The sequence below is a fragment of the Ectopseudomonas khazarica genome, from assembly GCF_004521985.1.
GTDB classification, from domain to species: Bacteria; Pseudomonadota; Gammaproteobacteria; order Pseudomonadales; family Pseudomonadaceae; genus Aquipseudomonas; species Aquipseudomonas khazarica.
Window position 1 is genome coordinate 356,769 of the sequence record NZ_SBHZ01000002.1, and the last position, 24,070, is coordinate 380,838.

A 24,070-nucleotide genomic window follows, 5' to 3' on the forward strand; every position below is an offset into this window, starting at 1 on the left:
GAAACATTATCATCTAGAGATGCATTCTAAGCAATGGGACAAAGCTCCGTGGCAGAGCCCACCGATCTATTGAGCCAGGTCAAAAAGCGAATTGTTGCTTGGCTTAGCATTGATTCCAGCCAAAGACACAACCGACTCGAACTGGAGCTCGCTATGTACAAGTCACTGTTCACTGCCTCACTGCTGGCCCTCGCCATCGCTGCCCCCGTCGCTCAGGCCCACCAGGCTGGCGACATCATCGTTCGGGCCGGTGCCATCACCGTCAATCCGGACGCTGACTCCTCCAGCGTCAAGGTCGACCGTGGCGGCCTCGCCGGTACCGACCTCGGCGGCAAGGCGACCATGAGCAGTGACACTCAGCTGGGTCTGAACTTCGCCTACATGCTCACCGACAACCTGGGCATCGAGCTGCTGGCGGCCACACCGTTCGAGCACGACGTGAAGATCAAGGGCACCGTCCTCGATGCCGCCAATGGCAAGCTGGGCACCCTCAAGCACCTGCCGCCGACCCTGAGCCTGGTGTACTACCCGCTTGACGCCAAGTCGGCCTTCCAGCCCTATCTCGGTGCCGGCATCAACTACACCTGGATCTTCGACGAACATGTCGGCAGCGACGCCAGCGCCAACGGCTTCGACAACTTTCGCGCCAAGAACTCCTGGGGCCTGGCCTGGCAGGTGGGCGCCGACTACATGCTGACCGACAGCCTGATGATCAACGCCCAGGTTCGCTACATCGATATCGACACCACCGCCTACGTCGATAACACCGCGCTTGGCGTACGGGCCAAGGTGGACGTGGACGTCGACCCCTTCGTCTACATGGTGGGTCTGGGTTACAAGTTCTGATAACCCCGGGCAAAAGAAAAAGCCGGCTTTCGCCGGCTTTTTCTTTTCCTCTGCTCAGAGCCCGAGCAACAGTCGCAGCCCTTCGCGCAAGGGCGTCTGCTCCGGCATGGCGTAGTGCGCCTGCAGGCGCGAATTGTCGGCCCGCGAATGACGGATATCGCCAGCCCGTGCCGGCAGGTGCGTCACCTGTGGCAGGCCGCCGTACAGCGTGCCGATCTCGGCCAGCAGCTGGTTGAGGCTGACCGCCTGGCTCCAGCCGACGTTGACCGGTTCGAGCACTGCCTGCTGGTTGAGCAGGCCCTGCATCAGCAACGCGACCAGATCGCCGACATAGAAGAAATCGCGCGTCTGCTCGCCATCGCCGAAGACGCTGATCGGCAGGCCCTGCTGCGCACGCTGGGTAAAGATGCTGATCACCCCGGAATACGGCGAGGACGGATCCTGGCGCGGCCCGAAGATATTGAAGAACCGAAACACCGCCGGCTCCAGGCCATGCTGGCGACGATAGAAATCGAGGTAATGCTCGCCGGCCAGCTTGTCCGAGGCGTAGGGCGTCAACGGCGCCTTGGCGGTGGCTTCGTCGATCGCCACGCCCTCGCCATTGTTGCCGTAGATGGCCGCGCTGGAGGCGTAGACGACACGCCGCACGCCCTGCTGGCGCATGGCCTCGCAGACGTTCAGGGTACCGATGAAATTGCTCTGGTGCGTCGCAACAGGGTCATCCACCGAGGCCTGTACCGAGGCCACCGCCGCCAGGTGCGCGACACCTGCACAGCCGGCGACGGCTTCGGCGACGATCTGCGCGTCGGCCACGTCGCCCTCGATGAAGCGCAGGCGCGGGTTGTCCAGCGGCAGGTTGCTGCGCTTGCCCATGGACAGGTTGTCCAGCACGCGCACGCCATGACCGGCCGCAAGCAGTGCGTCGACCAGATTCGAGCCGATGAAGCCGGCCCCGCCCGTTACGAGAAATTCAGCCATGGCGATAGTAGCGATCCAGTAGGTTGGACAGACCCGCACGCCAGGCGCGCGGCTTGATACCGAAAGTGTGAAGAATCTTCTTGCAGGCCAGTACCGCATGCTGCGGTTCATCGGCGGCATCCGGGCGAGCGGCATGGGCTTGCGCCGATACGTCCTCGACCAGGTTGCTGCGGTAGTTGCGCGCCTCCGTCAGCACCGCCTGCCCCAGGCTCAGCGACGTGCTCGCCTCGTGCCCGCCATAGTGGTAGGTGCCCCACAGCGGCGACTCGCAATCGAGCTGCTTGAGCACCGCGAGAATCACCCGCGCGGCGTCGTCCACCGGCGTCGGGTTGCCGCGCCGATCATCGGCCAGGAACAAGGCGTCGTCACGCTCGGCACGCAGCAGGAAACGCCCCAGGCGGCCCTCGCGACTGTCATCGAGCAGCCAGCCGAAGCGCAGCAGCACATGCCGCGGGCAGATCGCCCGCACGCTCTGCTCCAGGCGCCACAGGGCCTGGCCGCGCACGCCGAGGGGGATGGGTTCTTCCTTCTCGCTGTAGGCCGTCACCCGCGAGCCGTCGAACACCCGATAGCTGGAGGGCTGCAAGAGAACGATGGAATGGTGCTGGCACAGCTCGGCCAGACGCTCCACCGCACGTTCCTGGGTCGCCAGGCGCGACTCGGCGACCGACTCGGCCTGGAACCAGTCGAAGTAGTACGCCAGGTTGATCAGCGCGTCAGGACGCGTGTCGTCGAGCAGGTCGGTCAGGCTCGCGGCATCCCAACCGTTCTCCGGCGGCCTGGGCGCGAGGAAGCCAATGTCCTCCTCGGCACCCAGACGGATCAGCGCTTGCCCCAGGGCACTGCCGCCGCCCAGCAGCATCAGGCGCATTCGCATAGGCTAGAGCCCGCTCCGCTTAGAACGGGATATCGTCGTCGAAGCTGTCGTAGTCAGGCGCCGGCTGGGCCTGCTGCGGAGCCGGACGCTCCTGACGCGGGGCCTGCTGCGGCTCACGCTGAGGCGCCGGGCGCGACTGGCGCGGTGCGCCGCTGTCGTCACCGCTCGGACGACCGCCGAGCAGCTGCATGGTGCCCTGCATGTCGACGATGATTTCGGTGGTGTAACGCTTGATACCGTCCTTTTCCCATTCGCGGGTCTGCAGCTTGCCCTCGATGTACACCTGCGAACCCTTGCGCAGGTATTCGCCGGCGATCTCGGCGACCTTGCCGAACAGGGCAACGCGGTGCCACTCGGTCTTCTCGACCTTCTGACCGGTCTGCTTGTCGGTCCACTGCTCGCTGGTGGCCAGGCTCAGGTTGGTGACCGCATTGCCGCTGGGCAGGTAGCGTGTTTCCGGGTCCTGGCCGCAGGTGCCGACCAGAATGACTTTGTTAACCCCACGGGCCATAACGTTCTCCTAGACTCGGCACGCCACTGGTGCCGATGCGATCAGGCGCTCCAGAGACGTGCGATCCACTTGTTGGGTATCGACTTTGATATAGATGGCCGCTTCATCGGCCACCACCACGGCGTCCGCCACTCCCGGCGTCGCCTTGAGGCGTTCGACCAGTTCGACATCGGCCAGTGCCGCGGCATCGAGCGGCAGGCGCAAACTGGTCACGTACGGCGGTTCGCGCATAGTAACAGCAATGGCCAGCCAAATCGCACAGAGCACTGCACAGCCGATGAACACCCCGCCCAGGCCGACATGCTGGTACAGCCAGCCACCGAGAATGCCGCCCAGCGCCGCGCCGAGGAACTGGCTGGTGGAATAGACCCCCATCGCCGTCCCCTTGCCACCGGCCGGCGCCACCTTGCTGACCAGCGACGGCAGCGACGCCTCGAGCAGGTTGAACGCGGTGAAGAACACCACGATGCCCAGCACCAGCGCACGCAGGCTGTGGCCGAACAGGGCGAAATAGAGCTCGCAGGCCAGCAGGACGCTGACGGCGCCGAGCAGCACGCGCTTCATCTGGCGTTTCTTCTCGCCATAGATGATGAACGGCACCATGCCGAAGAAGCCGATCAGCAGCGCGGTCAGGTAGACCCACCAGTGCTCCTCCTTGACCAGCCCGCCCTCTTCCACCAGCGCCAGCGGCAGCGCGACGAAACTGGCCATGAGCACCGCATGCAGCGCCAGGATGGCGAAGTCCAGGCGCAGCAGGTCGCCATGCTTCAGGGTCGGCCATAGCGCCTGGGCGGCCACGCCGGACTCGCGATGCTGCAGCGGCCCGGCATCCCTGGGCACCACGCCGGCGACGATCAGGATGCCCAGCAGCGCCATGCCCGCCGTCGCCCAGAACAGGCCGGACAGACCGAACGCGCGGGTCAGCAGCGGGCCGACCACCATGGCCACGGCGAACGACAGACCGATGCTCATGCCGATCATGGCCATGGCCTTGGTGCGGTGCTGCTCGCGGGTCAGGTCGGACAGTAGCGCCATCACCGCCGCCGAAATGGCGCCCGCGCCCTGCAGCACGCGCCCGGCGATCACGCCCCAGATGGAATCGGCGTTGGCCGCCACCAGGCTGCCGGCGACGAAGATCAGCAGACCCACATAGATCACCGGGCGCCGCCCGATGCGGTCGCTGATGATGCCGAACGGAATCTGCAGCACGGCCTGGGTCAGACCGTAGGCGCCAATCGCCAGCCCGATGAGTGCCGGTGTACTGCCGGCCAGATCCATGCCGTAGGTGGCCAGCACCGGCAACACCATGAACATGCCCAGCATACGAAACGCGAAGACCATCGCCAGGCCACCGGCCGCGCGGGTCTCGCTACTGCTCATGCGCTCGCTGTGCGGATCGTGCATCGAATCAATCCCGAGGAAATCAGCCGGCGATTCTAGCAGCCGCCGCCGTTTCGGCACAGGCACACACTTTGCCGCAGGCTAGGCGCAAGCCCTATACTCGACCGTTTTCCGCCCGCCCAGCGAGGCCGTTGTAAGTGGACAAAATCCTGATCCGTGGGGCCCGCACCCACAATCTGAAGAATATCGACCTGACCCTGCCGCGCGACAAGCTGATCGTGATCACCGGCCTGTCCGGCTCCGGCAAGTCCTCCCTGGCGTTCGACACGCTCTACGCCGAGGGCCAGCGCCGCTACGTCGAGTCGCTGTCGGCCTATGCCCGGCAGTTCCTGTCGATGATGGAGAAGCCTGACGTCGACACCATCGAGGGGTTGTCCCCGGCGATTTCCATCGAGCAGAAATCCACCTCGCACAACCCGCGCTCGACCGTCGGCACCATCACCGAGATCTACGACTACCTGCGCCTGCTCTACGCCCGCGTCGGCACCCCGCGCTGCCCGGACCATGACGTGCCGCTGGAGGCACAGACCGTCAGTCAGATGGTCGATCAGGTGCTGGCCCTGCCGGAAGGGCGCAAGCTGATGCTGCTGGCCCCGGTGATCCGCGAACGCAAGGGCGAGCACCTCTCGGTGTTCGAGGAGCTGCGCGCGCAGGGCTTCGTCCGCGCCCGGATCAACGGCAAGCTGCATGAGTTGGACGAGTTGCCCAAGCTGGACAAGCAGAAGAAGCACTCCATCGACGTGGTGGTCGACCGCTTCAAGGTGCGCGAAGACCTGCAGCAGCGCCTGGCGGAGTCCTTCGAGACCGCCCTCGGCCTGGCCGACGGCATCGCCCTGGTGGCGCCCCTCCCAGCCGAAGGCGACAAAGAGCAGGGCGAGGAAGGCGACGAGATCATCTTCTCCGCACGCTTCGCCTGCCCGCACTGCGGTCACTCGATCAGCGAGCTGGAACCCAAGCTGTTCTCCTTCAACAACCCCGCTGGCGCCTGCCCTACCTGCGACGGCCTGGGGGTGAAGCAGTTCTTCGACACCAAGCGCCTGGTCAACGGCGAGCTGACCCTCGCCGAAGGCGCCATTCGCGGCTGGGACCGCCGCAACGTCTACTACTTCCAGATGCTCGGCTCGCTCTCGAGCCACTACGGCTTCAGCCTGGAAGAACCGTTCGACGAACTGGCGGCCGAGCACCAGAAGGTGATCCTGTTCGGCAGCGGCACGCAGAGCGTCGACTTCAAGTACCTCAACGACCGTGGCGACATCGTCAAGCGCTCGCACCCCTTCGAGGGCATCATCCCCAACCTCGAGCGCCGCTACCGCGAAACCGAGTCGGCCAGCGTGCGCGAAGAGCTGGCCAAGTTCCTCAGCACCCAGCCCTGCCCGGATTGCCGCGGCACCCGCCTGCGCCGCGAGGCACGCCACGTCTGGGTCGGCGAGAAGACCCTGCCGGCCGTCACCGGCCTGCCGGTGGGCGATGCCTGCGACTACTTCGGCGAGCTGCACCTGAGCGGACGACGCGGCGAGATCGCCGAGAAGATTCTCAAGGAGATTCGCGAGCGCCTGCAGTTCCTGGTCAATGTCGGCCTCGACTACCTGACCCTCGACCGCAGCGCCGACACCCTCTCCGGCGGCGAGGCGCAGCGCATCCGCCTGGCCAGCCAGATCGGCGCCGGCCTGGTCGGCGTCATGTACATCCTCGACGAGCCGTCCATCGGCCTGCACCAGCGCGACAACGAGCGCCTGCTGGCCACCCTCACCCACCTGCGCAACCTGGGCAACACGGTGATCGTGGTCGAACACGACGAGGACGCCATTCGCCTGGCCGACTACGTGGTGGACATCGGCCCGGGCGCCGGCGTGCACGGTGGGCGGATCGTCTCCCAGGGCACACCGGACCAGGTGATGGCCGACCCCGAGTCGCTGACCGGCAGCTACCTGTCCGGGCGCAAGAAGATCCAGTACCCGGCGACCCGCACCCCGCGCGACAAGAAGAAGTCGCTGAAACTCAAGGGTGCGCGCGGCAACAACCTGCGCAAGGTCGACCTGGAGATTCCGGTCGGCCTGCTCACCTGCGTCACCGGTGTCTCCGGCTCGGGCAAGTCGACGCTGATCAACAACACCCTGTTCCCGATCACCGCTACCGCGCTGAATGGCGCCACCAGCCTGGAAGCCGCGCCGCACGACTCGTTCGACGGCCTGCAGCACCTGGACAAGGTGGTGGACATCGACCAGAGCCCGATCGGCCGTACGCCACGCTCCAACCCGGCGACCTATACCGGCCTGTTCACGCCGATCCGCGAACTCTTCGCCGGCGTGCCGGAGTCGCGCTCGCGCGGCTACGGGCCGGGGCGCTTCTCCTTCAACGTCAAGGGCGGGCGCTGCGAAGCCTGCCAGGGCGACGGCGTGATCAAGGTGGAGATGCACTTCCTGCCGGATATCTACGTGCCGTGCGACGTGTGCAAGGGCAAGCGCTACAACCGCGAAACCCTGGAAGTGAAGTACAAGGGCAAGAGCATCACCGAAGTGCTCGATATGACCATCGAGGACGCCCGCGCCTTCTTCGACGCCGTGCCGGCGATCGCCCGCAAGCTGCAGACCCTGATGGACGTCGGCCTCTCGTACATCAAGCTGGGCCAGAGCGCGACCACGTTGTCCGGCGGCGAGGCGCAGCGGGTCAAGCTGAGCCGCGAGCTGTCCAAGCGCGACACGGGCAAGACCCTGTACATCCTCGACGAGCCGACCACCGGCTTGCACTTCGCCGATATCCAGCAACTGCTGGACGTGCTGCATCGCCTGCGCGACCACGGCAACACCGTGGTGGTGATCGAACACAACCTGGACGTGATCAAGACCGCCGACTGGCTGGTCGATCTCGGTCCGGAGGGTGGCTCCAAGGGCGGCATGATCATCGCGACCGGCACCCCCGAAGAGGTGGCGGCGAACCCCGCATCGCATACCGGGCACTTCCTCAAGCCACTGCTGGAAAGAGACAGCGACAAGCGATAGGCCGCAAGCGGCAAGCCAGAGCGGAAACAAAAAGCCAGAGCATATGCTCTGGCTTTTTCTTGTGGCTTGCAGCTTGTAGCTTGCCGCTCACATCTGGCTTTGCAGGTACTTCTCGAGCCCCAGCTTGTCGATCAGCTGCAGCTGGATTTCCAGCCAGTAGGCATGATCTTCCTCGGTGTCCTTGAGCTGCGCCAGCAGGATGTCGCGGCTCGGGTAATCCTGATGCTGCTCGCACAGCTCGATGCCCTTGCTGAGGGCCGCACGCACTTCGTACTCCAGGGCCAGGTCCAGCTTCAGCGCCTCGGGCACCGTCTGCCCGTAGGTGAAGGGGTTCGGCGCCATGTCCGGCACGCCCTCCAGGAAGATGATGCGCTTGAGCAGGGCATCAGCGTGCTGGGTTTCCTCTTCCATCTCGTGATTGATGCGCTCGTAGAGCTTGCTGAAGCCCCAGTCCTCATACAGCCGCGAATGGATGAAGTACTGGTCGCGGGCGGCCAGCTCACCCTTGAGCAGGTGCTTGAGGTAGTCGATGACTTCGGTGTGGCCTTTCATGCCGGGCAATCCTTGTAGCGTTCGTTGGCAGAGTGCAATGCTCCGCCTCACACCTGATTCGGTCAAGCAAAAGCACAACGCCTCCACAGGGGAGGCGTTGCGGTCTACTGACGCACGGCTGTGCGTCCTTCAGGCTCAGGCCAGGTCGAAACGATCCAGGTTCATCACCTTGGTCCAGGCGGCGATGAAGTCCTTGACCAGCTTCTCCTTGCCGTCGCCACTGGCATAGACCTCGGCGTAGGCACGCAGTACCGAGTTGGAGCCGAACACCAGGTCGTTACGGGTGGCGGTGTACTTCACCTGGCCATCCTTGCGAGCCCGCCCTTCGAACACCTCGCTGCTGCTGTCGGTGGCCTTCCACTCGGTGCCCATGTCCAGCAGGTTGACGAAGAAGTCGTTGGACAGCACGCCGACCTTGTCGGTGAACACGCCATGCTGGCTGCCGTCATGGTTGGCACCCAGTACACGCAGGCCACCCACCAGCGCCGTCAGCTCGGGCGCTGTCAGGGTCAGCATCTGCGCCTTGTCGACCAGCATCGCTTCGGTCGGCACACCCAGATTGCCCTTGCTGTAGTTGCGGAAGCCATCGGCTGCCGGCTCCAGCACATCGAACGACTCGACATCGGTCTGGTCCTGACGTGCATCGACACGGCCAGCAGCGAACGGCACCTCAGCCGTGACGCCAGCAGCCTTGGCAGCCAGCTCCACGCCCACGTTACCGGCGAGCACGATCACATCCGCCAACGACGCCTTGCCGGAGGCCTGCTGGATCTCCACCAGCTTCGGCAACACCTTGATCGCACGCTGGTTGACCGCCCAATCCTTCTGCGGCGCCAGGGCCAGACGCGCACCATTGGCGCCACCGCGCTTGTCACCACCGCGAAAGGTCGAGGCCGAAGCCCAGGCCACGGACACCAGGTCACCGACCGACAGACCGGAGGCCGCGATCTTCGCCTTCAGGTCGGCGATATCGGCGGCGCTCGGGTTGTGCGTGGCGGCTGGCAACGGGTCTTGCCAGATCAGGTCTTCCTTCGGCACTTCCGGGCCGAGGTAGCGCGCTTTCGGCCCCATGTCGCGGTGCGTCAGCTTGTACCAGGCACGGGCGAAGGCATCGGCGAACGCCTGCGGATCTTCGTAGAAGTGCTTGGAGATCTTGCCGAACCCAGGGTCGAAACGCAGGCTGAGGTCAGTGGTCAGCATGGTCGGCTTGTGGAATTTACCGGGCACGTGTGCATCGGGAATGATCTCCGGTGCATCCTTGGCCACCCACTGCTTGGCACCAGCCGGCGACTTGGTCAGTTCCCATTCGAACTTGAACAGGTTCTCGAAGAAGTTGTTGCTCCACAGCGCCGGGGTCTTCGTCCAGGTAACCTCGAGGCCGCTGGACACGGTGTCCTTGCCATGGCCAGTGCCGAAGTCGCTGGTCCAGCCAAGGCCCTGGGCCTCGATGGGCGCGCCTTCCGGCTCCGGTCCCTTGTGCGACTCAGGGGCTGCACCGTGGCACTTGCCGAAGGTGTGACCACCCGCGATCAGGGCGACGATCTCTTCGTCGTCCATGGCCATGCGGTTGAAGGTGGCGCGGATGTCCTTGGCTGCCTCCAGGTAGTCACCACTGGCGTTCGGACCTTCCGGGTTCACGTAGATCAGGCCCATGTGGGTGGCACCGAACGGTGCGGCCAGCTCGCGCTCGTCGTTGACGCGCTTGGGATCGACACCCAGCCAGGCGATCTCGGCGCCCCAGTTGACGTCCTGATCCGGTTCCCAGACGTCCTCGCGACCACCGGCAAAGCCGAAGGTACGGAAGCCCATGGACTCGAGCGCCACGTTACCGGCGAGGATGTAGAGGTCGGCCCAGGAAATCGCCTGGCCATACTTCTGCTTGATCGGCCACAGCAGGCGGCGCGACTTGTCGATATTGACGTTGTCCGGCCAGGAGTTCAGCGGAGCGAAGCGTTGCTGGCCACGACCACCGCCGCCACGGCCATCGGTGGTGCGATAGGTACCGGCCGAGTGCCAGGCCATGCGGATGAACTGCGGACCATAGTGACCGAAGTCCGCCGGCCACCAGTCCTGGCTGTCGGTCATCAGCCTGACCAGGTCGGCCTTGAGCGCCTTGTAATCGAGCTTCTTGAACGCTTCGGCGTAATTGAACGTCTCGCCGAGCGGGTTGGATCGGTCGGAATGCTGGTTCAGCAAGTCCACACGAAGCTGATTCGGCCACCAATCTCGATTGGTCGTGCCGCCACCTGCAACGTGGTTGAACGGACATTTACCTTGGTTCGACATGCTTCTCTCCTTCTCCTCATCGGGTCGATTGCAGCCTGTGCAATCAACAATGGGACAAGCCTAGACCCGCTTTGTCAGGCGAACCAATTCATGAAGTGTAACGAGCCGATAGCTATTTTCTTTCGCCTGTGGCGGCCGTGAATGCCAAGCGACTGGCAGCGCCACCCGCCGTGGGGCCGCAGAACGTTGGGAGGAACAGGCAGAAATGACGGGCAACAAAAAACCGGGCACTAGGCCCGGTTTCTCGTACAGCAAACGACTTACTCGGCAGCTTCTACCGAGCCGGCGACCGGACGGTCAACCAGTTCGACGTAAGCCATCGGGGCGTTGTCGCCAGCGCGGAAACCGCACTTGAGGATGCGCAGGTAGCCGCCGTTACGGGTGGCGTAGCGCTTGCCCAGATCGTTGAACAGTTTGCCAACGATGGCTTTCGAACGGGTACGGTCGAAGGCCAGACGACGGTTGGCAACGCTGTCTTCCTTGGCCAGGGTGATCAGCGGCTCGGCAACGCGACGCAGTTCCTTGGCTTTCGGCAGGGTAGTTTTGATCAGCTCGTGCTCAAACAGCGATACCGCCATGTTCTGGAACATGGCCTTGCGGTGAGCGCTGGTGCGGCTGAGGTGACGGCCACTTTTACGATGACGCATGGTTCAATTCCTTACCAAACTGTTTCGTTCGGTGATGATGACGATCAGGCAGTGGCCTTATCGTCTTTCTTCAGACTTGCCGGCGGCCAGTTGTCGAGGCGCATACCGAGGGACAGACCGCGAGAAGCCAGAACATCCTTGATTTCGGTCAGGGATTTCTTGCCCAGGTTCGGGGTTTTGAGCAGCTCTACTTCGGTACGCTGAATCAGGTCGCCGATGTAGTAGATGTTCTCTGCCTTGAGGCAGTTGGCCGAACGTACGGTCAGTTCCAGGTCATCGACAGGACGCAGCAGGATCGGATCGATCTCGTCTTCCTGCTCGACCACAACCGGCTCACTGTCACCCTTGAGGTCGACGAACGCGGCCAGCTGCTGCTGCAGGATGGTCGCGGCACGACGGATAGCCTCTTCAGGATCCAGGGTACCGTTGGTTTCCAGGTCGATAACCAGTTTGTCCAGGTTGGTGCGCTGCTCGACACGAGCGTTTTCCACCACGTAGGCAACACGACGTACCGGGCTGAACGAAGCATCCAGCTGCAAGCGACCAATGCTGCGGCTTTCATCTTCGTCGCTCTGGCGAGCGTCGGCTGGCTCATAGCCGCGACCACGAGCTACGGTGAGCTTCATGTTCAGCGAGCCATTGGAGGCCAGGTTGGCGATTACGTGGTCGCCGTTGACGATTTCGACATCGTGATCCAGCTGAATATCGGCAGCGGTAACGACGCCCGGGCCCTTCTTGGACAGAGTCAGGGTCACTTCGTCACGGCCGTGCAGCTTGATAGCCAGACCTTTCAGGTTGAGCAGGATCTCGATGACATCTTCCTGCACACCTTCGATCGCGGAGTACTCGTGGAGTACGCCGTCGATCTCGGCCTCGACTACTGCACAGCCAGGCATGGAGGACAACAGGATGCGACGCAGCGCGTTGCCCAGGGTATGGCCGAAACCACGCTCGAGAGGCTCGAGGGTGATCTTGGCGCGGGTCGGACTGACCTCCTGCACATCGATGTGACGGGGGGTCAGGAACTCATTTACCGAAATCTGCATGGATGCACCTATTTTCTAGCCCTTACTTGGAGTAGAGCTCGACAATCAGGCTCTCGTTGATGTCAGCGGACAGATCGCCACGAGCCGGTACGTTCTTGAACACACCAGACTTCTTCTCGGCGTCTACTTCTACCCACTCAACGCGGCCGCGCTGGGCGCAGAGCTCAAGAGCCTGAGCGATGCGCAGCTGGTTCTTCGATTTCTCGCGAACAGCAACTACGTCGCCAGCTTTAACCTGGTAGGACGGTACGTTTACGGTCTGACCGTTGACGCTGATTGCTTTGTGCGAAACCAGCTGACGGGATTCGGCACGGGTAGCGCCAAAGCCCATACGGTAAACCACGTTATCCAGACGGCACTCCAGCAGTTGCAGCAGGTTTTCGCCGGTGGCGCCCTTCTGGCTGGCAGCTTGCTTGTAGTAACCGCTGAACTGACGCTCCAGAACGCCGTAGATACGACGGACTTTCTGCTTCTCACGCAGCTGGGTACCGTAGTCGGATTGACGACCACGGCGCTGACCGTGAATACCGGGAGCTGCTTCGATGTTGCACTTAGATTCAAGCGCGCGAACACCACTCTTCAGGAAGAGATCGGTGCCTTCACGACGAGACAGTTTGCACTTGGGACCAATGTAACGAGCCATTTCTCACTGTCTCCTGTTTACACGCGACGCTTCTTCGGCGGACGGCACCCGTTGTGCGGGATAGGCGTCACGTCGGTGATGCTGGCGATTTTGTAGCCGCAGGCGTTCAGAGCACGCACAGCGGATTCGCGACCTGGGCCTGGACCCTTGACGTTCACGTCGAGGTTCTTCAGACCGTACTCCAGTGCAGCCTGACCAGCGCGCTCGGCGGCGATCTGGGCGGCGAACGGAGTGGACTTACGCGAGCCGCGGAAGCCCGAACCACCGGAGGTAGCCCAGGACAAGGCGTTGCCCTGACGGTCGGTGATGGTCACGATAGTGTTGTTGAAAGACGCGTGGATGTGGGCGATGCCATCAACCACTGTCTTTTTGACTTTTTTACGAGTACGAGCAGCAGGTTTTGCCATGACTAAATTCCTGTCGATTCGCGAATGCGATTACTTGCGGATCGGCTTACGCGGGCCCTTACGGGTGCGAGCGTTGGTCTTGGTACGCTGACCGCGAACCGGCAGACCTTTACGATGACGCAGGCCGCGGTAGCAACCCAGATCCATCAAGCGCTTGATCTTCATATTCACTTCACGACGCAGGTCGCCTTCGGTATTCACCTTGGCTACTTCGCCACGCAGCTGTTCGATCTGCTCGTCAGTCAGATCCTTGATTTTCGCAGCCGGATTTACGCCGGTAGCGGCACAGATTTTCTGTGCAGTGGTGCGACCAACACCGAAGATGTAGGTCAGCGAGATAACAGTGTGCTTGTTATCCGGAATGTTAACGCCTGCAATACGGGCCATTCAGTGGAACTCCAATTGACAGCTACCTACGCCCCGGAAGCCAAGAAATAGGGCGCGAGATATTAACGCTGTAAAAACAAATAATCAACCCGGCAGCGCACTAGCTGCCGGGCTTATCACGCGTGGTTCACACTCAGCCTTGGCGCTGCTTGTGACGCGGCTCTGCGCTGCAGATCACCCGCACGACACCTTCGCGACGGATAATTTTGCAGTTACGGCACAGCTTTTTCACCGATGCACGAACTTTCATTACCAACTCCTCGAACCTTACGGGTGGATCAGCGGAGCATGCCGCTGCCATAACCCTTCAGGTTGGCTTTCTTCATCAGGGAATCGTACTGGTGAGACACGAGGTGAGATTGCACTTGGGACATGAAGTCCATGACAACCACGACCACGATCAGCAACGAGGTCCCGCCAAGGTAGAACGGAACGTTGGCCGCCACCACCAGGAACTGGGGCAACAGGCACACGGCCGTCATGTACAGAGCACCGAACATGGTCAAGCGGGTCAGTACGCCATCGATATAGCGTGCCGACTGCTCGCCCGGACGGATGCCCGGAATAAAGGCACCGGACTTCTTCAGGTTTTCCGCTACGTCTTTCGGGTTGAACATCAGCGCTGTGTAGAAGAAGCAGAAGAAAATGATCCCTGCACTAAACAGCAGAATGTTCAACGGCTGACCAGGAGCGATAGCCTGCGAAATGTCCTGCAGCCAGCCCAGACCTTCGGACTGACCGAACCAAGACCCCAGCGAGGCCGGGAACAGCAGAAGGCTGCTGGCGAAAATGGCCGGGATCACGCCCGCCATGTTCACCTTCAACGGCAAGTGGCTGGTCTGCGCAGCGAAGACCTTGCGGCCCTGCTGACGCTTGGCGTAGTGCACCGCAATGCGACGCTGACCACGCTCGATGAACACCACGAAACCGATGATCGCTACTGCCAGCAGGCCGATGGCAATCAGGGCGAAGATGTTGATATCGCCTTGACGGGCAGACTCGAAAGACTGCCCGATTGCCGCCGGCAGACCGGCCACGATGCCAGCAAAAATCAGCATCGAGATACCGTTGCCGACACCGCGCTCGGTGATCTGCTCGCCCAGCCACATCATGAACATCGCGCCCGCCACAAAAGTGGTGACCGCCACGAAGTGGAAGCCGAAATCGACCGAGAACGCTACGCCCTGACTGGCCAGACCAACGGACATGCCGATGGCCTGGACGAATGCCAGGGCGAGTGTGCCGTAGCGGGTGTACTGGCTGATCTTGCGACGGCCAGCTTCACCTTCCTTCTTCAACTGCTCCAGCTGCGGGCTGACGGCGGTCATCAGCTGCATGATGATCGATGCCGAGATGTACGGCATGATCCCCAGTGCAAAGATGCTCATCCGCTCCAGCGCGCCGCCGGAAAACATGTTGAACAAGCTAAGAATGGTCCCCTCATTCTGCCGGAACAGATCCGCCAGTCGGTCTGGGTTGATGCCAGGAACCGGGATGTGCGCACCTATCCGGTAGACGATGATCGCCAGGAACAGGAAGCGCAGTCGAGCCCAGAGTTCGGACAACCCGCCACCTGCCAGCGCTGAGAGAGCACCTTGCTTAGCCATTTAGTCCTCGAACTTACCGCCAGCTGCTTCGATAGCCGCACGCGCACCCTTGGTGGCGGCGATACCTTTCAGGGTGACCGCACGGGTAACCTCACCGGACAGCATGACTTTGACGCGCTGTACGTGTTGGCCTACCAGGTTGGCATCCTTCAGAGCCTGCAGAGTAACGACATCGCCTTCAACCTTGTTCAGCTCGGAGGTACGCAGTTCAGCGCGATCCATAGCCTTCAGGGAAACGAAGCCGAACTTCGGCAGACGGCGGTGCAGCGGCTGCTGACCACCCTCGAAGCCCGGAGCGATGGAGCCACCGGAGCGGGAGGTCTGACCTTTGTGACCACGGCCACCAGTCTTGCCCAGACCGCTACCGATACCACGGCCCGGACGGTGCTTTTCGCGACGGGCACCCGGCGCGGAACGCAGATCGTTCAGTTGCATGATTAACCCTCCACCTTCAGCAGGTAGTAAGCCTTGTTGATCATGCCGCGGTTTTCCGGAGTATCCAGAACCTCTACGGTGTGACCGATGCGGCGCAGACCCAGGCCCTTGACGCAAGCTTTGTGATTGGCCAGACGGCCATTGGTGCTCTTGATCAGAGTCACTTTGACGGTGTTAGCCATGGTTAGAGAATCTCCTCGACGCTCTTGCCACGCTTGGCCGCAACGGATTCCGGAGACTGCATGGTCTTCAGACCTTCGAAAGTGGCATGAACCACGTTCACCGGGTTGGTCGAGCCGTAGCACTTGGCCAGAACGTTCTGCACACCAGCCACTTCCAGCACGGCACGCATGGCGCCGCCGGCGATGATACCGGTACCTTCGGAAGCCGGCTGCATGAACACCTTGGAGGCGCCGTGAGCGGACTTGATCGGGTACTGCAGAGTGGTGCCGTTCAGATCCACCTGGATCATGTTGCGACGCGCAGCTTCCATCGCCTTCTGGATGGCAGCCGGTACTTCACGGGACTTGCCACGGCCGAAACCGACGCGACCCTTGCCATCACCCACTACGGTCAGTGCGGTGAAGGTGAAGATACGGCCACCTTTGACGGTCTTGGCAACGCGGTTAACCTGAACCAGCTTCTCGATGTAGCCTTCGTCGCGCTTTTGGTCGTTATTTGCCATAACTTAGAACTCCAGCCCGCCTTCACGAGCAGCATCAGCCAGCGCCTTGACGCGGCCGTGGTACTTGAAGCCAGAACGGTCGAATGCCACTTGAGTCACACCAGCGGCTTTCGCACGCTCAGCAACCAGCGCACCAACTTTCTTGGCTGCGTCGACGTTGCCGGTGGCGCCATCACGCAGAGCTTTGTCCAAGGTAGAGGCGCTGGCCAGAACCTTGCTGCCGTCGGCCGAGATGACCTGGGCATAGATGTGCTGCGAAGAGCGATACACGCACAGACGCACGGCTTCGAGCTCGTGCATTTTCAGGCGTGCTTTGCGAGCGCGACGCAGACGAGTAACTTTTTTGTCGGTCATTTCTCAGCCCCTTACTTCTTCTTGGCTTCTTTACGACGGACAACTTCATCCGCGTAACGAACGCCTTTGCCCTTGTACGGCTCAGGACGACGGAAGTCACGGATCTCCGCAGCCACCTGACCCACCAGTTGCTTGTCGATACCCTTGATCAGGATTTCGGTCTGGTTCGGGGTTTCGGCCACGACGCCTTCCGGCAGTTCGTAGTCGATCGGGTGGGAGAAGCCCAGAGCAAGGTTCAGCACCTGGCCTTTGGCTTGAGCTTTGTAGCCCACACCTACCAGTTGCAGCTTACGCTCGAAGCCTTGGCTGACACCGATGACCATGTTGTTCACCAGAGCGCGAGTAGTACCGGCCATGGCACGGTTCTGCTGGTCGCCGTTACGAGCAGCGAAACGCAGCTCGCTACCTTCCTGGATCACTTCCACGGACGAATGAACGTTCAGTTCCAGAGTGCCCTTGGCACCCTTCACCGAGAGCTGCTGACCGGCGAGTTTGATCTCGACACCAGCTGGCAGCGCGACGGGGTTCTTAGCAACGCGAGACATGCTTATCCCCCCCTTAGAACACGGTGCAGAGCACTTCGCCGCCGACACCGGCAGCGCGCGCAGCGCGATCCGTCATCACACCTTTGTTGGTGGAGACGATGGAAACACCGAGACCGCCACGAACCTTCGGCAGGTCATCGACGGATTTGTATTGACGAAGGCCAGGACGGCTCACGCGCTTGACTTCCTCGATGACCGGACGGCCTTCGAAGTACTTCAGCTCGATGGACAGTTGTGGCTTGGCTTCGCCATTTACTTCGTAACCCGCAATGTAACCCTCGTCCTTCAGAACTTTGGCTACAGCCACCTTCAGAGTGGAAGACGGCATGCTTACGACGGACTTTTCAGCCATCTGGGCATTACGGATACGAGTTAGCATGTCCGCTAACGGGTCCTGCATACTCATGGGCTAGACGCTCCTGATACAAAAAGAACAGCCCGAGGGCTGTGGGATCATCCAAAAGCTCGGCACGGAAATACCAGGCTCAGGAGAGCCGGACATTCTAGAGACCGATCAAAAATGAAGCAAGCCCCAAAAGGGGCTTGTTCAATAAAAGGCAAAGCCGGCACAAGGCCGGCTCTGCTTTCAGCTACCGCTGATTACCAGCTGGCTTTCACCAGGCCCGGTACGTCACCGCGCATGGCGGCTTCGCGCAGCTTGTTACGCGACAGACCGAACTTGCGGTAAACGCCGTGCGGACGGCCGGTGATGCGGCAACGGTTACGCAGGCGCGAGGCGCTGGCGTCACGTGGCTGCTTCTGCAGGGCGACCTGCGCTTCCCAACGAGCTTCCGGAGTGGAGTTCGGGTTAACGATGATCGCTTTCAGCTCGGCACGCTTCTTGGCGTACTTGGCAACCGTTTGCTGACGCTTCAGCTCACGGTTCTTCATGCTCATTTTGGCCATGTTCCAGACTCCGATCAGTTGCGGAACGGGAAGTTGAAAGCACGCAGCAGAGCGCGGCCTTCATCATCGTTACGGGCAGTGGTAGTCAGGGTGATGTCCAGACCACGCAGCGCATCGATCTTGTCGTAATCGATTTCCGGGAAGATGATCTGCTCTTTCACGCCCATGCTGTAGTTGCCGCGGCCGTCGAAGGACTTGGCATTCAGGCCGCGGAAGTCACGCACGCGCGGCAGGGAGATGGACAGCAGACGATCCAGGAACTCGTACATACGCTCGCGACGCAGAGTGACCTTGACGCCAATCGGCCAGCCTTCACGAACCTTGAAACCTGCGATCGACTTGCGGGCATGAGTCACGACGACTTTCTGACCGGTGATCTTCTCGAGGTCGGCAACGGCGTTCTCGATGACTTTCTTGTCACCGATCGCTTCGCCCAGGCCCATGTTCAGGGTGATTTTGGTGATGCGCGGAACTTCCATCACGTTGGCCAGCTTCAGTTCTTCCTTCAGCTTGGGCGCGATTTCCTTCCGGTAAATCTCTTTCAGTCGTGCCATGGTGTTCTACCTATGATTCTCAAGCGCCAACCGGCTTTTGGGTGGACTTGAAGACACGAATTTTCTTGCCGTCTTCGACCTTGAAGCCAACGCGATCAGCCTTGTTGGTTTCAGAGTTGAAGATGGCAACGTTGGAAGCGTGCAGCGGCGCTTCTTTCTCGACGATACCGCCTTGAACGCCCGACATCGGGTTCGGCTTGGTGTGGCGCTTCACCAGGTTGATGCCGCCAACGACCAGACGGTCGTCAGCGAGAACCTTGAGCACCTTGCCACGCTTACCTTTGTCTTTGCCGGCGATCACGATGATCTCGTCGTCACGACGAATCTTTTGCATGTCGGATCTCCTTAAAGCACTTCAGGGGCGAGCGAGACGATCTTCATGAACTTCTCGGAACGAAGTTCACGGGTCACTGGCCCGAAAATACGGGTACCGATCGGCTCTTGCTTGTTGTTCAGCAGAACAGCAGCGTTGCCGTCGAAGCGGATGATCGAACCGTCGGCACGGCGAACGCCGTGACGGGTACGAACGACCACTGCGGTCATGACCTGACCTTTCTTCACTTTGCCGCGCGGAATTGCTTCCTTGACGGTGACCTTGATGATGTCGCCGATGCCGGCGTAGCGACGATGCGAGCCGCCCAGCACCTTGATGCACATGACGCGACGTGCACCACTGTTGTCAGCCACATCGAGCATGGATTGAGTCTGAATCATAAAATTTCTCCGACCCTTAGCTCTTAGACTTCTACGGCGCGTTCAACGACTTCAACCAGCGCCCAGGACTTGGTCTTGGACTGCGGGCGGGTTTCACGGATGGAAACCTTGTCGCCGATCTTGCACTGGTTGGATTCGTCGTGAGCGTGCAGCTTGGTCGAACGCTTGACGTATTTACCGTAGATCGGGTGCTTGACGCGACGCTCGATCAGAACGGTGATGGTCTTGTCCATCTTGTCGCTGACAACACGGCCGGTCAGCGTACGGACTGTTTTTTCAACTTCGGCCATGATCACTTACCTGCCTGCTGGCTGAGGACAGTCTTGACGCGAGCGATGTCGCGCTTCACTTGCGAGAGCAGGTGCGACTGCCCCAGCTGGCCAGTTGCCTTCTGCATACGCAGATTGAACTGGTCGCGCAGCAGCTCGAGCAGTTGCTCGTTCAGCTGCTGTGCGCTTTTTTCACGAAGTTCGGTCGCTTTCATCACATCACCGTCCGCTTAACAAAGGTGGTGGCGAGCGGCAGCTTTGCAGCAGCCAGGGCGAAGGCCTCGCGCGCCAGCTCTTCGGATACGCCTTCGATCTCGTACAGGACTTTGCCTGGCTGGATCTGGGCTACCCAGTATTCAACGCCACCCTTACCTTTACCCATACGCACTTCGAGAGGCTTCTTGGTAACCGGCTTGTCCGGGAAGACGCGGATCCAGATCTTGCCGCCACGTTTTACGTGACGAGTCAGAGCACGACGAGCGGACTCGATCTGACGAGCGGTGAGACGACCGCGGGCGACAGACTTCAGCGCGAACTCGCCGAAGCTGACTTTGCTACCGCGCTGAGCCAGACCACGATTGTGGCCGGTCATCTGCTTGCGGAACTTCGTACGCTTTGGTTGCAACATGATGCGTACTCCTTATTTCTTAGCAGCTTTACGAGGAGCGGGCGCTTGCGGCTTCAGCTCTTCAGTGCGGCCACCAATGACCTCACCCTTGAAGATCCAAACCTTGACGCCGATCACACCGTAAGTGGTGTGCGCTTCGTAGGTGGCGTAATCGATGTCGGCACGCAGGGTGTGCAGGGGCACACGACCTTCGCGATACCACTCGGTACGAGCGATTTCAGCGCCGCCGAGACGACCACTCACCTGGATCTTGATGCCCTTGGCACCAATGCGCATGGCGTTCTGTACAGCGCGCTTCATGGCGCGACGGAACATAACGCGACGCTCCAGCTGCTGAGCTACGCTCTGCGCAACCAGCATACCGTCGAGCTCCGGCTTGCGGATCTCTTCGATGTTGATGTGCACCGGCACACCCATTTGCTTGGTCAGGTCCTGACGCAGCTTCTCAACATCTTCACCTTTCTTGCCGATCACGATGCCGGGACGAGCGGTGTGGATGGTGATGCGTGCGGTTTGAGCCGGACGAGCGATGTCGATACGGCTAACGGACGCGCTTTTTAGTTTGTCTTGCAGGTATGCACGAACCTTCAGGTCGGCATTCAGATAGTCGGCGTAATTGCGACCGTCTGCGTACCAGACCGAGGTGTGATCCTTGACGATTCCCAGGCGGATGCCAACGGGATGTACTTTCTGACCCATCTGATCGACTCCGTTACTTGTCCGCAACCTTGACAGTGATATGGCAAGACCGCTTGACGATGCGATCAGCACGGCCTTTGGCACGCGGCATGATGCGCTTAAGCGAACGCCCTTCGTTGACGAAAACGGTGCTGACCTTCAGGTCATCAACGTCTGCGCCTTCGTTGTGCTCGGCGTTGGCAACGGCCGACTCCAGCACTTTCTTCATGATCTCGGCGGCTTTCTTGCTGCTGAAAGCCAGCAGGTTGAGCGCTTCGCCCACCTTCTTCCCGCGGATCTGGTCGGCGACCAGGCGAGCTTTCTGGGCGGAGATGCGAGCGCCCGACAACTTAGCGGCTACTTCCATTTCCAAACCCCTTAACGCTTGCCTTTCTTGTCGGCAACGTGACCACGATAGGTACGAGTGCCGGCAAATTCGCCCAGTTTGTGGCCGACCATGTCTTCGTTCACGAGAACCGGGACATGCTGACGACCGTTATGCACGGCGATGGTCAAACCGACCATCTGCGGCAGGATCATCGAACGACGCGACCAGGTTTTAACCGGCTTGCGATCATTCTTTTCCACCGCCGCTTCGACCTTCTTCAGTAGGTGAAGATCGATAAAAGGACCTTTTTTCAGAGAACGTGGCACTGTCGTATCCCTCTATTTACTTGCGACGACGGACGATCATGTTGTCGGTGCGCTTGTTAGCACGGGTCTTCGCGCCCTTGGTCGGGAAGCCCCATGGCGACACCGGATGACGACCACCGGAGGTACGACCTTCACCACCACCGTGCGGGTGATCAACCGGGTTCATGGCAACACCACGAACGGTCGGACGAACACCACGCCAGCGCTTGGCGCCAGCCTTACCCAGCGAACGCAGGCTGTGCTCGGAGTTCGAGACTTCGCCCAGAGTCGCACGGCACTCAGCCAGGACTTTGCGCATTTCGCCGGAGCGCAGACGCAGAGTCACATAAGCACCTTCACGCGCGATCAGCTGAGCGGAAGCACCAGCGGAACGAGCGATCTGCGCGCCTTTACCCGGCTTCAGCTCGATACCGTGAACGGTCGAACCCACCGGAATGTTGCGCAGCTGCAGGCTGTTACCGGCCTTGATCGGAGCCATGATGCCCGCGATCAGTTGGTCGCCAGCTACAACGCCTTTCGGGGCAATGATGTAGCGACGCTCACCGTCGGCGTACTTCAGCAGAGCGATGTGAGCAGTACGGTTCGGATCGTATTCCACGCGCTCGACAGTGGCAGGGATGCCATCTTTGTCGTTGCGACGGAAGTCGACCAGACGGTAATGCTGCTTGTGACCACCACCAACGTGACGCGTGGTGATACGGCCGTTGTTGTTACGACCACCGGACTTCGACTTCTTCTCGAGCAGCGGAGCGTACGGAGCGCCTTTGTGCAGCTCCTGATTGACCACCTTGACCACAAAACGGCGGCCAGCGGAAGTCGGTTTGCATTTAACGATTGCCATGATGCACCCCTTCCTTACTCAGCACTGCTGGTGAAATCGAGATCTTGGCCCGGCTGAAGGGAGATAACTGCCTTCTTCCAGTCGTTACGCTTGCCCAGACCGCGAGCGGTGCGCTTGCTCTTGCCCAGAACGTTCTGGGTAGTAACGCGCTCAACCTTCACGCTGAACAGGCTTTCGACGGCCTTCTTGATTTCCAGCTTGGTCGCATCGGTAGCGACTTTGAAAACGAACTGACCTTGCTTGTCAGCCAGAACCGTGGCCTTCTCGGAGATGTGCGGGCCAAGCAGCACTTTGAATACGCGTTCCTGGTTCATCCCAGCAGCTCCTCGAATTTCTTCACGGCCGAAACAGTGACCAGCACTTTTTCGTACGCGATCAGGCTGACCGGATCGGAACCCTGGACGTCACGTACATCGACGTGCGGCAGGTTGCGGGCAGCCAGGTACAGGTTCTGATCGACCGCGTCGGATACGATCAGCACATCGTTCAGACCCAGGCCGTTCAGCTTGCTCAGCAGAGCCTTGGTTTTCGGCGCTTCGACAGCGAAGTCTTCAACCACTACCAGACGGTCGGTACGAACCAGCTCAGCAAGGATGGAGCGCAGGGCTGCGCGGTACATCTTCTTGTTCAGCTTCTGATCATGGTTACGGGTGGACGCTGCGAAGGTCACACCACCGCCACGCCAGATCGGACCACGGGTGGTACCCGCACGAGCACGACCGGTGCCCTTCTGACGCCACGGGCGCTTACCGCCACCGGAAACGTCGGAACGGGACTTCTGGCCTTTGGTGCCCTGACGGCCGCCGGCCATGTAGGCCACGACTGCTTGGTGAACCAGGGTCTCGTTGAACTCGCCACCAAAGGTCGCTTCGGACACTTCGATCGCCTGAGCGCCATTTACATTCAATTGCATCTCAGATTCTCCCCTTACGCCTTGACAGCCGGACGAACGATAACGTCGCCGCCAGTAGCGCCCGGAACGGCACCCTTGACCAGCAGCAGGTTACGCTCGGCGTCTACGCGAACAACTTCCAGGGACTGCACGGTCACGCGCTCGGCGCCCATATGACCGGACATCTTCTTGCCCTTGAATACACGACCCGGAGTCTGGCACTGACCGATGGAACCCGGTACACGGTGCGAAACGGAGTTACCGTGAGTGTTGTCCTGGCCGCGGAAGTTCCAACGCTTGATGGTACCGGCGAAGCCTTTACCTTTGGACTGACCGGTCACGTCGACCAGTTGACCAGCTTGGAAAATTTCAGCGTTGATCAGATCGCCAGCCTGGTAGTCGCCTTCTTCAAGACGGAATTCCAGAACGGTACGACCTGCCGCGACGTTCGCCTTGGCGAAGTGGCCAGCCTGAGCCTTGCTAACACGCGAAGCGCGACGCTCGCCGACAGTGACTTGCACTGCACGATAGCCATCGGACTCCTCGTTTTTGAACTGGGTGACGCGATTCGGCTCGATCTCGATGACCGTGACCGGAATGGAGACACCTTCTTCGGTGAAAATGCGGGTCATACCGCACTTACGACCGACTACACCAATAGTCATGTTGTAAACCTCATGAGTGTACGGGGCTTTCACCCGCTATGGCCGCCCATTTCAGAGCGTTAC

At 60.9% G+C, this 24,070-nt stretch carries 35 protein-coding genes; 2 read left to right on the forward strand and 33 right to left on the reverse strand.

Translation table 11 applies throughout. From position 1 onward, the window contains the following. Positions 1-153 precede the first annotated feature (153 nt). On the forward strand, positions 154-846 hold the full coding sequence (locus tag EPK82_RS03520; RefSeq protein WP_037055756.1) for an OmpW/AlkL family protein: 693 nt from the start codon (positions 154-156) through the stop codon (positions 844-846). Positions 847-900: 54 nt separating this feature from the next. Here EPK82_RS03520 and EPK82_RS03525 read toward each other — a convergent pair whose 3' ends face one another. The 4 genes from EPK82_RS03525 to EPK82_RS03540 are packed head-to-tail and all read right to left on the reverse strand — an operon-like array spanning position 901 to position 4,616. After that, complete coding sequence (locus EPK82_RS03525; protein ID WP_134675804.1) at positions 901-1,824, reverse strand: NAD-dependent epimerase/dehydratase family protein; 924 nt, start codon at positions 1,822-1,824, stop codon at positions 901-903. After that, positions 1,817-2,701, reverse strand: coding sequence for a sugar nucleotide-binding protein (locus EPK82_RS03530; protein ID WP_134675805.1), 885 nt, complete (start codon positions 2,699-2,701; stop codon positions 1,817-1,819). The genes EPK82_RS03525 and EPK82_RS03530 overlap by 8 nt, the downstream gene beginning before the upstream one ends. Before the next feature lie 19 nt (positions 2,702-2,720). Further along, entirely contained in the window at positions 2,721-3,212 is a 492-nt protein-coding gene (locus EPK82_RS03535; protein ID WP_037055750.1) for a single-stranded DNA-binding protein, read from the reverse strand. Positions 3,213-3,221: 9 nt separating this feature from the next. Continuing rightward, complete coding sequence (locus EPK82_RS03540; protein WP_037055747.1) at positions 3,222-4,616, reverse strand: MFS transporter; 1,395 nt, start codon at positions 4,614-4,616, stop codon at positions 3,222-3,224. 134 nt (positions 4,617-4,750) lie between these two features. Between EPK82_RS03540 and uvrA the strand changes: the two genes are divergently transcribed. Further along, positions 4,751-7,612, forward strand: a complete 2,862-nt coding sequence (gene uvrA / locus EPK82_RS03545; protein WP_037055746.1) for an excinuclease ABC subunit UvrA — start codon at positions 4,751-4,753, stop codon at positions 7,610-7,612. Between the two features lie 87 nt (positions 7,613-7,699). Here the strand turns inward: uvrA and bfr are convergent, their stop codons facing one another. The 29 genes from bfr to rplC form a co-directional block, all read right to left on the reverse strand. After that, on the reverse strand, positions 7,700-8,164 hold the full coding sequence (bfr, locus tag EPK82_RS03550) for a bacterioferritin (RefSeq protein WP_047587342.1): 465 nt from the start codon (positions 8,162-8,164) through the stop codon (positions 7,700-7,702). A 135-nt stretch (positions 8,165-8,299) separates the two neighbouring features. Then, positions 8,300-10,450: a catalase/peroxidase HPI gene (gene katG, locus EPK82_RS03555; RefSeq protein WP_037055741.1), complete on the reverse strand. Its 2,151-nt coding sequence runs from the start codon at positions 10,448-10,450 to the stop codon at positions 8,300-8,302. Positions 10,451-10,710: 260 nt separating this feature from the next. Next, positions 10,711-11,097 (reverse strand): 50S ribosomal protein L17, encoded by a 387-nt coding sequence (rplQ, locus tag EPK82_RS03560; RefSeq protein ID WP_037055738.1) that lies wholly within the window; start codon positions 11,095-11,097, stop codon positions 10,711-10,713. Positions 11,098-11,141: 44 nt separating this feature from the next. Then, positions 11,142-12,143 (reverse strand): DNA-directed RNA polymerase subunit alpha, encoded by a 1,002-nt coding sequence (locus EPK82_RS03565; protein WP_037055733.1) that lies wholly within the window; start codon positions 12,141-12,143, stop codon positions 11,142-11,144. A 22-nt stretch (positions 12,144-12,165) separates the two neighbouring features. Continuing rightward, positions 12,166-12,786 carry a 30S ribosomal protein S4 gene (gene rpsD, locus EPK82_RS03570; RefSeq protein WP_003243935.1) on the reverse strand — a complete coding sequence of 207 codons (621 nt, stop codon included), beginning with the start codon at positions 12,784-12,786 and terminating at the stop codon, positions 12,166-12,168. Positions 12,787-12,803: 17 nt separating this feature from the next. Continuing rightward, positions 12,804-13,193, reverse strand: coding sequence for a 30S ribosomal protein S11 (gene rpsK / locus EPK82_RS03575; RefSeq protein WP_003243933.1), 390 nt, complete (start codon positions 13,191-13,193; stop codon positions 12,804-12,806). A gap of 30 nt (positions 13,194-13,223) precedes the next feature. Continuing rightward, a complete protein-coding gene (gene rpsM / locus EPK82_RS03580) occupies positions 13,224-13,580 on the reverse strand; it encodes a 30S ribosomal protein S13 (protein WP_003463275.1) in 357 nt (118 codons plus the stop codon). Between the two features lie 133 nt (positions 13,581-13,713). Continuing rightward, the gene (gene rpmJ, locus EPK82_RS03585; protein ID WP_002555468.1) at positions 13,714-13,830 is read right to left on the reverse strand and encodes a 50S ribosomal protein L36; all 117 of its coding nucleotides are present in this window, start codon (positions 13,828-13,830) and stop codon (positions 13,714-13,716) included. 28 nt (positions 13,831-13,858) lie between these two features. Continuing rightward, entirely contained in the window at positions 13,859-15,187 is a 1,329-nt protein-coding gene (gene secY / locus EPK82_RS03590) for a preprotein translocase subunit SecY (protein ID WP_037055730.1), read from the reverse strand. Continuing rightward, the gene (rplO, locus tag EPK82_RS03595) at positions 15,188-15,622 is read right to left on the reverse strand and encodes a 50S ribosomal protein L15 (RefSeq protein WP_037055727.1); all 435 of its coding nucleotides are present in this window, start codon (positions 15,620-15,622) and stop codon (positions 15,188-15,190) included. Positions 15,623-15,624: 2 nt separating this feature from the next. Continuing rightward, positions 15,625-15,804 carry a 50S ribosomal protein L30 gene (gene rpmD, locus EPK82_RS03600; protein ID WP_003243922.1) on the reverse strand — a complete coding sequence of 60 codons (180 nt, stop codon included), beginning with the start codon at positions 15,802-15,804 and terminating at the stop codon, positions 15,625-15,627. A 2-nt stretch (positions 15,805-15,806) separates the two neighbouring features. Further along, complete coding sequence (gene rpsE, locus EPK82_RS03605; protein WP_037055724.1) at positions 15,807-16,307, reverse strand: 30S ribosomal protein S5; 501 nt, start codon at positions 16,305-16,307, stop codon at positions 15,807-15,809. 3 nt (positions 16,308-16,310) lie between these two features. Beyond that, positions 16,311-16,661: a 50S ribosomal protein L18 gene (gene rplR, locus EPK82_RS03610; RefSeq protein WP_017675612.1), complete on the reverse strand. Its 351-nt coding sequence runs from the start codon at positions 16,659-16,661 to the stop codon at positions 16,311-16,313. 11 nt (positions 16,662-16,672) lie between these two features. Continuing rightward, positions 16,673-17,206: a 50S ribosomal protein L6 gene (gene rplF, locus EPK82_RS03615; RefSeq protein ID WP_037055721.1), complete on the reverse strand. Its 534-nt coding sequence runs from the start codon at positions 17,204-17,206 to the stop codon at positions 16,673-16,675. A 13-nt stretch (positions 17,207-17,219) separates the two neighbouring features. After that, positions 17,220-17,612: a 30S ribosomal protein S8 gene (gene rpsH / locus EPK82_RS03620; RefSeq protein ID WP_003243915.1), complete on the reverse strand. Its 393-nt coding sequence runs from the start codon at positions 17,610-17,612 to the stop codon at positions 17,220-17,222. 194 nt (positions 17,613-17,806) lie between these two features. Further along, positions 17,807-18,112, reverse strand: a complete 306-nt coding sequence (gene rpsN / locus EPK82_RS03625) for a 30S ribosomal protein S14 (protein WP_037055718.1) — start codon at positions 18,110-18,112, stop codon at positions 17,807-17,809. A gap of 14 nt (positions 18,113-18,126) precedes the next feature. Further along, positions 18,127-18,666 (reverse strand): 50S ribosomal protein L5, encoded by a 540-nt coding sequence (gene rplE, locus EPK82_RS03630; RefSeq protein ID WP_003243911.1) that lies wholly within the window; start codon positions 18,664-18,666, stop codon positions 18,127-18,129. Between the two features lie 19 nt (positions 18,667-18,685). Continuing rightward, positions 18,686-19,000 (reverse strand): 50S ribosomal protein L24, encoded by a 315-nt coding sequence (rplX, locus tag EPK82_RS03635; RefSeq protein WP_003463290.1) that lies wholly within the window; start codon positions 18,998-19,000, stop codon positions 18,686-18,688. An 11-nt stretch (positions 19,001-19,011) separates the two neighbouring features. Next, positions 19,012-19,380 (reverse strand): 50S ribosomal protein L14, encoded by a 369-nt coding sequence (gene rplN, locus EPK82_RS03640; protein ID WP_003243907.1) that lies wholly within the window; start codon positions 19,378-19,380, stop codon positions 19,012-19,014. A 23-nt stretch (positions 19,381-19,403) separates the two neighbouring features. Next, on the reverse strand, positions 19,404-19,670 hold the full coding sequence (gene rpsQ / locus EPK82_RS03645; RefSeq protein ID WP_003243904.1) for a 30S ribosomal protein S17: 267 nt from the start codon (positions 19,668-19,670) through the stop codon (positions 19,404-19,406). Between the two features lie 2 nt (positions 19,671-19,672). Further along, complete coding sequence (gene rpmC, locus EPK82_RS03650) at positions 19,673-19,864, reverse strand: 50S ribosomal protein L29 (RefSeq protein ID WP_003243902.1); 192 nt, start codon at positions 19,862-19,864, stop codon at positions 19,673-19,675. Continuing rightward, a complete protein-coding gene (gene rplP / locus EPK82_RS03655) occupies positions 19,864-20,277 on the reverse strand; it encodes a 50S ribosomal protein L16 (protein WP_003243901.1) in 414 nt (137 codons plus the stop codon). The genes rpmC and rplP overlap by 1 nt, the downstream gene beginning before the upstream one ends. A 12-nt stretch (positions 20,278-20,289) precedes the next feature. Next, positions 20,290-20,976 carry a 30S ribosomal protein S3 gene (gene rpsC, locus EPK82_RS03660; protein WP_003243898.1) on the reverse strand — a complete coding sequence of 229 codons (687 nt, stop codon included), beginning with the start codon at positions 20,974-20,976 and terminating at the stop codon, positions 20,290-20,292. Positions 20,977-20,989: 13 nt separating this feature from the next. Continuing rightward, complete coding sequence (rplV, locus tag EPK82_RS03665) at positions 20,990-21,322, reverse strand: 50S ribosomal protein L22 (protein ID WP_003103908.1); 333 nt, start codon at positions 21,320-21,322, stop codon at positions 20,990-20,992. An 11-nt stretch (positions 21,323-21,333) separates the two neighbouring features. Then, the gene (rpsS, locus tag EPK82_RS03670) at positions 21,334-21,609 is read right to left on the reverse strand and encodes a 30S ribosomal protein S19 (protein ID WP_003243896.1); all 276 of its coding nucleotides are present in this window, start codon (positions 21,607-21,609) and stop codon (positions 21,334-21,336) included. A gap of 16 nt (positions 21,610-21,625) precedes the next feature. Beyond that, positions 21,626-22,450: a 50S ribosomal protein L2 gene (gene rplB, locus EPK82_RS03675; RefSeq protein ID WP_037055713.1), complete on the reverse strand. Its 825-nt coding sequence runs from the start codon at positions 22,448-22,450 to the stop codon at positions 21,626-21,628. A 14-nt stretch (positions 22,451-22,464) separates the two neighbouring features. Continuing rightward, complete coding sequence (gene rplW, locus EPK82_RS03680; RefSeq protein WP_021444331.1) at positions 22,465-22,764, reverse strand: 50S ribosomal protein L23; 300 nt, start codon at positions 22,762-22,764, stop codon at positions 22,465-22,467. Beyond that, positions 22,761-23,363 carry a 50S ribosomal protein L4 gene (gene rplD / locus EPK82_RS03685; RefSeq protein ID WP_037055711.1) on the reverse strand — a complete coding sequence of 201 codons (603 nt, stop codon included), beginning with the start codon at positions 23,361-23,363 and terminating at the stop codon, positions 22,761-22,763. Before rplD ends, rplW begins: the two co-directional genes overlap by 4 nt. A 14-nt stretch (positions 23,364-23,377) precedes the next feature. Further along, positions 23,378-24,007 carry a 50S ribosomal protein L3 gene (rplC, locus tag EPK82_RS03690; protein ID WP_013717347.1) on the reverse strand — a complete coding sequence of 210 codons (630 nt, stop codon included), beginning with the start codon at positions 24,005-24,007 and terminating at the stop codon, positions 23,378-23,380. Between the last annotated feature and the right edge of the window lie 63 nt (positions 24,008-24,070).